The sequence below is a fragment of the Terrisporobacter muris genome, assembly GCF_024621905.1.
Lineage (GTDB): Bacteria > Bacillota > Clostridia > Peptostreptococcales > Peptostreptococcaceae > Terrisporobacter > Terrisporobacter muris.
In genome coordinates, this window is the sequence record NZ_JANKBY010000128.1 from 1 (window position 1) to 9,794 (window position 9,794).

A 9,794-nucleotide genomic window follows, 5' to 3' on the forward strand; every position below is an offset into this window, starting at 1 on the left:
CGATCTGGATGGGGGAGTTACAGATGAAAAAAGCTATAGGACTAATCATTTTTGCAATAATAATATTATATAATTATGATAAGATAGATGAAAATTTTTTCCAAATGAATTTAGCACAAAATCAATTAAATTATGATGAAACTTATTTTTTTGATTTAAATGGTGATGGGGATAGTGAAGAAGTAAAGTTAGAATCATACAAAGACAAAAAAGGTGATTTTATTGTGGATTTATATATAAATAGTAAGCTGAAAGAAACATATTATGATGAAAATAATATAAGTGTACATATATACGATTTTAATAAAATAGATACTAATAAGGAAATATGTGTAATTTTAGGAGATAAAATTGAAAATTATAAAACAAATCTATTTATATATTATGATGAAAATAAAAATGATAACTTTATAATGAATGGAAGAATTATAAATAATGATGATAAAAATGGAACAATAAAAATTAGTTATTCAAATACAGATAATTCATCAAATTTTAATCATTATAGTAAAGTTATTGGTGAAGAACCTATTGTTATAAATTATCTTTATAAAAGAGTATTTCATTCTGAACTTATAGATGTAGATGAAAAAGAGGTACAAGTTGTTGGAGCTAGTAAAGAAAAGGAATATAGGGCTAAAGAAGAAACAATAGTATATGAAACTAATGTTGGAGATGTGAAGGCATATACCCTTTTGAAGGGTGCTAAAATTAAGTTAGTATCGTTATATAATTATAATGGGAATGAATGTATAAAAGTAGTAAATGAAGAAGGTAGATATGGATGGATAAAGATAGAGGATAAGCAAATTTTTGAATACATACAATAAAAGGTCAACCTAGAAAATCTAGATTGACCTTTTATTATTAAAGTTTATTATTTCTTAGCAATTAATTTTAATTCTACAGGAGCAAAGCTTTCAACTTTTTCACCAGATAAGAATCTATGAGCTAAATCTACAGCAGTTTCACCTATTAGTTTAGGCTGTTGAGCTATAGTAGCAGCCATATTGCCTTTTTGAACAGATGCTACGGCATCATCAGTAGCATCGAATCCTACAACTAATACATCATTCATATTAGCATCTTGTAATGCTTTTAGAGCTCCAAGTGCCATTTCATCATTTTGAGCAAATACTGCATCAATGTCACCTTTTGATTGAATTATGTTTTCCATTACAGAAAGACCTTTAGTTCTATCAAAATCAGCACTTTGTTTAGTGATTATATTTAAATTACTATTTTTAATTTCATTATCAAATCCAGCACCTCTATCACGAGTAGCTGATGAACCAGCGATTCCTTCAAGTTCAACTATATTTCCTTTTCCATCAAGTTGATCAACTACATACTGAGCAGCCATTTTTCCACCCTCTACATTGTCAGATGCTACGTGAGAAACTACCTTTCCGCCATTGGCAGCCCTGTCAACTGTTATTACAGGTAGATCTAAATTGTTTGCTACCATAACCGATGCTATGGCAGAATCAGAATCTACAGGGTTTAATAAAACAACATCTACATTTTTAACAGATATATCTTCCATGTTAGAAACTTCTTTGGCAGGATCATTTTGTGAGTCTAGAACAACTACATTATATCCTAACTTTTTTGCTTCACTTTCTATACCAGATTTTAGATCTACGAAGAAAGGATTATTTAAAGTAGATACTATAAGACCTATTTTTTTAGTATTGTTAGAACTTTTTTGTGAACATCCAACTAGTAACGATGTACATAATATTAATGACATCATTATGGCAGCAAGTTTTTTTAACATAATTACTACCTCCTAGTTACTTTTTCTGTCTAAAAGTACAGCTACTAAGATAACAGCACCTTTAACCATCATTTGATAATATGATGATACGTCTAATATGTTTAAGGCATTGCTTAGAACACCTATTATTAATGCTCCTATTATTGTTCCAGTTATTTTTCCTTTACCACCAGTAAGAGAAGTTCCACCAAGAACTACAGCGGCTATGGCATCAAGCTCGTATCCATCTCCAGCAGTAGGCTGAGCAGAGAACAATCTAGAAGTTATTATTATACCTGCAACAGAAGCAAGTATTCCACTTATAGTATAAACTGCTATTTTTATTTTATCTGTGTTTAAACCAGAAAGTCTTGTGGCCTCTTCATTTGAACCTAAAGCATAAGTATATCTACCCATTTTTGTATTTTTTAATACATAAGCACATAGGGCAAATGTTACTATCATGATTAGAGCAGGAGTAGGTATACCTAATATTTTACCTCCGCCTATTTGTCCAAAGTTTAAAGCTAAATCTCCACTTCCAAGAGTTATTGGTTTACCATCAGTATAAACTAAAGTTAAGCCTCTAAGTATTGTCATTGTAGCAAGAGTTGCTATGAATGGCTGCAATTTACCTTTAGTTATTATGAAACCGTTTAAAAATCCAACTAATGCACCTATTACTAAAGCAGCTAAAACTGCTACAAATATTCCCTTACCGGATACTAAAAGAGAGGCACAAACTGCACCACTTATGGCAAGAATAGAACCTACAGATAAGTCTATTCCTCCAGTTAATATAACGAAAGTCATACCAGCGGCAATTATTCCGTTAACAGAAGTTTGTCTTAAGATATTAAATATATTTTTTGAACTTAAGAACGATGGGCTAAGTATTGAAACCACTACTATTAAAGTAAGTAGTCCAACTAAGCTTTTATATTTTATTAATGTTTCTTTTAAATCAAATTTATTATGCTGTTTCTTCACTTGAGATGACATCCCTGTGACCCTCCTTAATTTCTACTGCGCATTTTAATATTTTTTCTTGTGTAGCTTCTTTTATATCAAATTCTCCTGTTATTTCACCATGGCTTAAAACTAGGATTCTATCAGATAGACCTAAAATTTCAGGCATTTCAGAAGAAATCATAATTATTGCTTTTCCTTGCGATTTAAATTCGTTTATCAAATCGTAAATTTCCTTTTTAGCACCAACATCAACACCACGAGTTGGCTCATCTAAAATTAATACATCTGGATGTATCATAAGAGCTTTTGCTATAGCAACCTTTTGTTGGTTACCACCAGAAAGATTTTTTATTAATTGTTCCATGTTAGGAGTTTTAATTCTTATTCTGTCTATATAGCTATTAACTCTTTCTTTCTCTTTATTTTTATCAACTACAAAAGATTTTGAAATTCTTTCAAGAGAGGATAAAGTCATATTTTCTCTTATTGATAAGTCTAAAATAAGCCCATCACCTTTTCTATCTTCGCTAACATAAGCAATTCTGTTTTTTACACCATCAGATGAAGATTTAAGATTTAATTCTTTTCCTTTTTTTATAATACGACCACTCTCTAAAGAAAGGTGGCCATATATAGTTTTAGCAAGTTCACTTCTACCAGCACCCATAAGTCCTGATATACCAAGTATTTCACCTGCCTTAACTTCAAAAGATATATCTTTCACAAATTTATTAGATACATTTTCTAATTTTAAAATTGTTTCACCTTTTTCAACTTTTAAATGAGGGAATTGATCAGTTAATTTTCTACCAACCATCATTTCTATCATTTTGTCTTCATCAAGGTTACATATTTCTTCTTGGCCAATAAATTTACCATCCCTAAGAACTGTTATATAATCGCAAAGCTCAAAAATTTCTTTTAACCTATGTGATATATAGACAATGGCTTTATTATCAGCTTTCAATTCATTAATTACTTTAAATAAAGAATAAGTTTCTTTATCTGTTAAAGCATCTGTTGGTTCATCCATTATTATTATTTTTGCGTCTAGAGAAAGAGCTTTAGCAATTTCTATCATTTGCTTTTCGCCTATACTTAAGTTTTCTACAAGTTCTCTAGAGTCTTTATCTATATTTAATCTTTTTAATAAAACCTGGCTATCAGCATGTAATTTATTAAAGTCGATTCTAAATCCTTTTTTAGGCTCTCTTCCTAAGAATATATTTTCACCTATGCTTAAATCATTAACTAAGTTTAACTCTTGGTGTATGATAGCAATACCTTTATTTGTTGCATCCTTAGGTCCTTTTATATCTTCTTTTTGTCCTTTATAGAAGATTTCGCCACTATCTTTTTTATATACACCACTTAATATTTTCATAAGTGTTGATTTCCCGGCTCCATTTTCACCCATAAGAGCCATAACTTTACCTTCGTAAAGTTCGATATTAACCCCATCTAGGGCCTTAACACCTGGGAATTCTTTAACTATATTTGTCATTTTTAAAATTGGTGTTTTCATTAAAATACTACTCCTGATTTTAAAATTATATTTGCATAAGGACTGCACTCTCCAGTTCTTACCACTGCTTTGCTGTTTTTTGTTAAAACTTTGAATTCTTCATGACTTACTTCTTGTAAGTTAGGCACTCTATTCTTTATTGCTTCATAAACTTCTGGATTTTTTTCTTTTATTTCAGAAGCAATTATAGCTTCTTCAACACATAATTCCTCAAGCACAACATCTAAAGTTTGAATAAAGGTAGGTACATTATGAGTTAAAGCTAAATCAATTCTTCTAGTTTCAGAAGGTATTGGTAAGCCACAATCTCCAATTGTCAGAGAATCAGTATGTCCCATTTGACTTATTGCATAAGATAATTCGCTGTTTATCATTTTTGTTTTCTTCATAATTACCTCCCAAAATTTTCAACATCTTTTAATGTTGGCAATGAGCTTTGAGCTCCTTCTTTCATAACAGATAAAGCACCTACTTTAGAAGCAAAGTCCATAGCTTCTTCCATAGTTTTGTTATTTGATAGAGAAACGGCTAGCGCTCCTGTGAAAGAATCACCAGCAGCAGTAGTATCAACTGCTTCAACCGTATAAGCTGGTTTAAAGAATGATTTTTCTTCATTTATATATAAGCTACCCTTAGATCCAAGAGTAACTATTAATTCTTTAACACCCTTTTCTATCATTTTTTTAGCTGCTTTATTTATATCATCTTCATTTTCTATTTTTATTTCAGAAATGATTTCTAGCTCAGTTTCATTAGGCGTTAATAAATCAACATGTCCTATTATTTCATCATCTAACTTAACTGCTGGCGCAGGATTAAGTATTGTATATTTGTTTAAGCCTTTTGCAACTTGTAGAGCATATTTTACAGTTTTCAATGGAGTTTCCAATTGGATAACTACTATATCACTGTTTTTTATGCAATCTATATTTTTATCTATATCATCTTTAGTTAATTGAAAGTTTGCTCCTGGGGCCACAACTATAGCGTTTTGGGCATTTTTATCTACAGTTATAAATGCCACACCAGTAGAGCAATTAGCTATATTAACATGATTTGTATTAACATTATCATTATTTAGGGCTTTTATTAATGTTTTACCAAAGCCATCATTACCAACTTTGCCTATCATAGAAACATTTCCTTCTAATCTAGCCATTGCAACAGCTTGGTTTGCACCTTTACCTCCTGGTACTTCTTTGAAATTCCCTCCTAAAAGAGTTTGTCCAGGCTTTGGCATTGTGTCAACATTAACAACTAAATCCATATTTAAGCTGCCTATAACGCATATATTTTTCATGTTTTACCTCCAAAGTCGTATTGTATACATATTATGTATAAAAAATATTTTACCTAATATAGAGTAACATATTGAAGAAAATAGTGCAACATAATTCGATAAGATATGACATATATAATGATATAGTATTTCATAATGAATTAAATAAGGCTTTATAATAAAAGGGCTATTTAATAAGATTATGTTGAAAAGATAAATAAGAATAACATAAAAAAGCCAGTTTAAGTGCTGGCTTTCTTTAAAAAAATTAAGTCATTTATTCATCTATTTTAATTTTCACATAAACAGTTCCAGAAAAAATATTATTTATACCAGCAAAATCAAAACTAACATCGCAAGGTATACAATCTAAACTCCAAGTGATAGAGTCTTTTTCTTTATTATATATACCATTTTGGCACGGAGTTATATTCTTTATAACACTTCCATCAATATCTTTTACAAAGTCTAAAGATAAATTAAAAATATTGTTTTGTGGATTTGTACTTTTTTCAATGCTAATTTTTTGATTATTAGCATAAATATAAGAGATATTTTTATAACAAGAAGATAAAGGTGATAAATCTTTTAAATTATTATTGCTAAGATCTAAATAAGTTAGCTTAGTTAAAGCGCATATAGGATTTATATCGGAAATTTTATTATTTAAAAGACTTAAAATCTTCAAATTTTCAGCATACTGTAATCCTTCTAAAGAATTAATATGATTAGCAAACTCATCCAATACGGTCAATTTTTTTATATCATTAAAGGTAAGAACACACTTATCATTTTTGCCTAGAACAATATTGATAAGTGATTTTAATCTATCATCTGGAATATTTACTTCATTCTTTAAATTTTTTGAAGAAATATAATTAACAGATGAAGGAACATATTGCAAATCAGTAACATAAGTACCATCTAGAATTAATGTATACAAATTACTTGCACATTCTAAACCTTTTAAAGACTTAATGTCTTTATTAGTTAAATCTAAAGTTCTAAGCTTTAACATATCTTTTAAAGTTATAATATTATTCTCTTTATTTAAAATATCAATTAATTCATTTTGTAAATTTTCATCATCTATAATAACAGTTTGATCTACATCAATTAAGTCCACTGTAACAATACCTGAAAAATAGCCATCATTACTTTCAAAAGTAAAGCTAGGACTTTCAAAAGATATTAAGGATGTATCCCAAATTATTTCTTTATGTTCACTATTATATTCACCTAAGTGGGTAGGGGATATTTTGCTAGGTATTTCTCCATTAATATCTTTCAAAAAGCTAACATCTAATGTATAAAAATCAGAGGACTCTATAACATCCTTGATTTCTATATCTTGATTCATGGCACGTAATTCTCGAAGGTTTTCTAAAGTAGACAATGAAGATAAATCAGAAACTCTATTTTCATTAATTTTAATAAATCTAAGATTTTTCCCACTGGAAATAGGAGAAATATCTTTAATTTCATTACCGTTAAGTAGTAAAGACGTCAAATTATTCATATTAGACAAATCTGGTACAGATGCAATCAAATTGTTATTTAAAAATAAAGTATTTAAATTTTTTAAGTTAGTAAGTTGCTCTATATTGGTTAATAAATTATTCTCGATAATCAACTCTGTCATATTAGTGGCATACTGAAGACCTTCTACACTACAGATATATTTGCCTAGGGAGGATATATCTGAATATATATAACCTTTGATACTTTCCAAGTCTAATTTAGTTATTTCTGCATCTTCTGATCTAGAAAAGTATTGGTTGATGACAGTCTTTAAGTTTATGTCCGGTATTAGGTTAGTCATTTTACGCACCTCCTTTGTTATTTATATGATTGAAGGTGTTGATTTGTTAATATGTATTGATCTAGTTAGTAATAATTTATATGCAATCATAATATATTTATTAAAAATTAATAAATGGAGGTGATTAGATGGATGAAAACAATGTGCTACAAGAACTAATAAAGATAGTTAATAATGCTAAAAAATTAAAAGTTGAATATGGAGTTACAGGACAGGAAGTGGATAGGGACAATAATGATATAATTACCTTCTCATCTAATACAACTATGGAGGTAAATTATGATGAAAAAAAGGGATCAATGACAACTGTTAGAGGTGATTTTTCAAGAACATATACAATTAAAGAGAAATTCGAAAATTATAAGGAAGAAATAATAGAAAAGGATAGCAATACTAAGTCAGAAAAATCATATATAATTGAATATAGTAAAGAGGATTATGAAAATCTTTTTAATCCAGGTGGAAAGCTACATCCATTACAAGTTGAAGAGTTGATTCCTGAGGATAGCCAAATGAATAATAAAAACTGTCAAGTTTGTTTTCCTTCTAAGGTGATAACAGATTCTATACCAGGATATATAAAATCAACTTATGCCATTTATAAAAAAGATGTAAATTATTATGATATTACTATTATTATGAGCCAGCTAGATAAGGAAACAGAGATACCACTTATGCAGTACTGTAATACTAGAATATATACTATGTAATAAGACTAACTTTATATTTTAACAAAATCCGCCTTAGATATATATCTAAGGCGGATTTTGTTTCAAATTTAAAAATAGAATTATAGTTATATAGTTCTTGTATATTTCATAAAAATCAGAACTTTAATTATAAAAATCAATTTAAAGTTCGTAAAAACTTGGAAATTAACAAATTTTCATACAAATACATTAATAATCATGTGTAAAAGTAAAGAAAAGTAATAAAAATAAAGTTGTTAATAAAAAAACTTTAAAAAATAAAGAAAAGTAATTCGGCAACATCTGTAAACTTAAAAAAATAAACAAAAATATGAAAAAGTGTTGTATAATGAAATAGTAATCGAGAAAAAGAGAAAAGGGAGATTGAATAATGAAGAAAAAAGTCACATTAACGAGTAAAATTTTATTAGGATTGTTTTTAGGTTTTATATTTGGATTAATATTGAAATCATTGCCAGAAAGTTACATAAAGGATACAGTAATTATAGGTGGAGTATTTAAGGTATTGGGTAGTGGATTTACATCAGCGATAAAAATGATGGTTGTTCCACTAGTATTTGTCTCATTAGTATGTGGAGCATCATCTATGGGAGATTTTAAACAATTAGGAAGAATCGGAACTAAAACAATGGCATTTTATTTATCAACTACTGCAATAGCAATAGTAACAGCTTTATTTTTAGGAAGTGTATTAAAGCCAGGTGAGGGACTAGACATGAGTTCTGTAGTTACTGGGGAGGTAGCCATAGGAGAGTCCAAATCACTTGTAGACATTATACTTGGAATAATACCATCAAATCCAATTGCATCTTTTGCAAATGGTGATATGTTACAAATAATATTCTTTGCATTACTTACTGGAGTGGCAATGAGTATGGTGGGAGAGAAAGCAGAGCCAATAAGAAAAGTATTTGAAAGTGCGAATGATATATGTATGAAAATGGTTGGCATAATAATGATGGCAGCTCCAATAGGTGTATTTGCATTAGTTGCAGAGACATTCTCTACTGTTGGAAAAGATGCTATATTAGTGTTAATTAAATACTTAGCAGTTGTACTTTTAGGACTAGCTATTCATGTTACTATAGTTTATGGTGGATTATTTAAGATTTTCACAAAACAAAAGATAATGCCTTTTTTAAAGAAATTTACAAAAGTTGCGGCTATTACTTTCTCAACTTCATCAAGCAACGCCTCTGTTCCAGCTAGTATGGAAATATTAGAAGACTTAGGTGTAGGTAAAACAACAAGATCTTTTACAATACCTATGGGAGCTACTATAAATATGGATGGAACTGCTATAATGCAAGGTGTTGCAGCATTGTTTATAGCTCAAATATATGGTATAGATTTAGAAATAAATCAAATGATGACGATAGTTTTAACAGCAACATTGGCATCTATAGGTACTGCTGGAGTTCCAGGAGTGGGAATGATAATGCTATCTATGGTTCTTACTTCAGTTAATTTACCACTAGAAGGAATAGGATTAATTATGGGTGTTGAAAGAATAGTAGATATGTTTAGAACGACTGTAAATGTTATGGGGGATAATGTGTGTACATTAATTGTTGCCAATAGTGAAAAAGACTTTGAAGTAGAAAAATACTACGGTGAAGAAAAAGAAGCCGTAGTAGCTTAAAAGTTTGATAGAACAATTTTCTTCATTATTATAAATAAAAATTTAAGATAAATACTAATAGGAATATTTTTTAATATTCCTATTT

General features: G+C 29.1%; 9 protein-coding genes. 3 read left to right on the forward strand and 6 right to left on the reverse strand.

The window, feature by feature from the left end; all coding sequences use genetic code 11:
* The first annotated feature begins 23 nt into the window (after positions 1–23).
* Entirely contained in the window at positions 24–830 is an 807-nt protein-coding gene (locus NSA58_RS10900) for a hypothetical protein (RefSeq protein ID WP_039679684.1), read from the forward strand.
* Between the two features lie 47 nt (positions 831–877).
* On the opposite strand, the gene rbsB is transcribed toward NSA58_RS10900, so the two are convergent.
* The 6 genes from rbsB to NSA58_RS10930 form a co-directional block, all read right to left on the reverse strand.
* Positions 878–1,780: a ribose ABC transporter substrate-binding protein RbsB gene (gene rbsB / locus NSA58_RS10905; protein ID WP_039679683.1), complete on the reverse strand. Its 903-nt coding sequence runs from the start codon at positions 1,778–1,780 to the stop codon at positions 878–880.
* Positions 1,781–1,792: 12 nt separating this feature from the next.
* Positions 1,793–2,761 (reverse strand): ribose ABC transporter permease, encoded by a 969-nt coding sequence (rbsC, locus tag NSA58_RS10910; RefSeq protein ID WP_039679682.1) that lies wholly within the window; start codon positions 2,759–2,761, stop codon positions 1,793–1,795.
* Entirely contained in the window at positions 2,733–4,256 is a 1,524-nt protein-coding gene (locus tag NSA58_RS10915) for a sugar ABC transporter ATP-binding protein (RefSeq protein ID WP_039679681.1), read from the reverse strand. The genes rbsC and NSA58_RS10915 overlap by 29 nt, the downstream gene beginning before the upstream one ends.
* Complete coding sequence (gene rbsD, locus NSA58_RS10920; RefSeq protein WP_039679680.1) at positions 4,256–4,645, reverse strand: D-ribose pyranase; 390 nt, start codon at positions 4,643–4,645, stop codon at positions 4,256–4,258. The genes NSA58_RS10915 and rbsD overlap by 1 nt, the downstream gene beginning before the upstream one ends.
* A 2-nt stretch (positions 4,646–4,647) precedes the next feature.
* Positions 4,648–5,556 (reverse strand): ribokinase, encoded by a 909-nt coding sequence (gene rbsK / locus NSA58_RS10925; RefSeq protein ID WP_074079142.1) that lies wholly within the window; start codon positions 5,554–5,556, stop codon positions 4,648–4,650.
* A gap of 256 nt (positions 5,557–5,812) precedes the next feature.
* Complete coding sequence (locus NSA58_RS10930; RefSeq protein ID WP_074079143.1) at positions 5,813–7,357, reverse strand: leucine-rich repeat domain-containing protein; 1,545 nt, start codon at positions 7,355–7,357, stop codon at positions 5,813–5,815.
* Positions 7,358–7,485: 128 nt separating this feature from the next.
* Here NSA58_RS10930 and NSA58_RS10935 point away from each other — a divergent pair, with 128 nt between their 5' ends.
* A complete protein-coding gene (locus tag NSA58_RS10935; protein WP_074079144.1) occupies positions 7,486–8,067 on the forward strand; it encodes a hypothetical protein in 582 nt (193 codons plus the stop codon).
* 370 nt (positions 8,068–8,437) lie between these two features.
* Entirely contained in the window at positions 8,438–9,709 is a 1,272-nt protein-coding gene (locus NSA58_RS10940; RefSeq protein ID WP_257560459.1) for a dicarboxylate/amino acid:cation symporter, read from the forward strand.
* Positions 9,710–9,794: the final 85 nt, after the last annotated feature.